The organism is Endozoicomonas sp. SESOKO3 (genome assembly GCF_024606255.1).
Map to the genome: position 1 here is coordinate 1 of NZ_JAHHPR010000253.1, position 1,241 is coordinate 1,241.

General features: G+C 47.6%; 1 protein-coding gene. It reads right to left on the bottom strand.

From position 1 onward, the window contains the following. Positions 1-120: 120 nt before the first annotated feature. On the bottom strand, positions 121-1,241 hold a 1,121-nt coding region (locus KDK18_RS04580; RefSeq protein WP_257253525.1), incomplete at its 5' end, for a hypothetical protein.

Consider the following 1,241-nt stretch of genomic DNA (forward strand, 5'->3'; position numbering starts at 1 on the left):
GATTGTATTAGATAGTTTTAGATTATAATAGATTATTGCGAACTGTTTTTAACCCTGACGTTCCCGGCAGCCAAATGAGAACACTGCAAGGCCCTCAAACGTGAAATCTTACAAATAACTTCAATTCCAGCCTGCATCCCGACCCTGAACTTCAGTAGTCGTTGCTGTACCAAAGCTGGTAGAACCACTGCCATCTTCGCTGCTTGAAAAATTATAAGTCAAGCTTGAACCGGAGGAGAATAAGCCCCCCCAGTCGTCTTGTTGGTGAGTTGTTGATGAAGTATGAGTGACCGTTCTGGCTCTTTTAGCCGCCTCTTCCTGCTCCTTTTTATGACGTTTTGCAAATTCTTCCTGCTGTCTTTTGTGCTGTATTTCATCTTCTTCTGTCCAGATATAACGCGCTTCCCTCAAATGACTGTAGAGCGCTGACAGCTGCAACTGCATTAAGATATCATCCAGATCCATTCTACAGAATAAAGGACTCATCAGCCCGGCCTGGATCATTACATTCTTCCAAACCTTTTCTGGAAAGCCTTCCATAATGCGCTTGACCTCCTCCTTGTCCTCTATACCGGGTTGCCAGTCCCTTCCTTTGGGATCTTTTCGCTCTGGTTTGTTCAGTTTTTTGCCTAACTGCTTTTTCAGCTCCTCCTCCTGCTGGGATTGCTGCCTTTGCGATTCGGCTTCATGTTCAGAGATCACCTGGTAAACTATGCTGGCAGCAAACACGCCAACCATAGCCCCCATCCCAAGCATCACTCTAAAGGTAGTGAGTTCAAACCAGCCTTCGTATTCGTCGTCATCCTCGTAGTGATACCTGACCGTTTCCTGAGCAGGCGGTGGTGGAGTCACAGGCACCGGCTTTTCACCGTCCAGAATTCTGCGAATCTGCTGGTACCACTCCTTACCATAATCTTCACGATCAGCGGCTTTCATAAACAGGGCGGAGAGGTCTTCCTGATAGTGGCGACGTTCACTGCTGCCTGTGTGCCAGAGGGTGGGATGACGGTTAAACGTTTCAGTCAATAAGGAAAGGTAAAGATGAAATGCCGGATCTCCGGCAATCTGCGGATTCTGTTTTTGCTTGTCTACCTTGAAGCTGAGAGAACGAAGCGCCTTGCCGCGGAGAAAACGCTCCTGCATTTCCAGAAGAATAAAACTGAGTTGACGGGCTAGCTGCTCCCGGGAAAGTCGATTGGATGGAAACTCTCTGAAACTGTTCTGCACAGCTTCCTGAATCA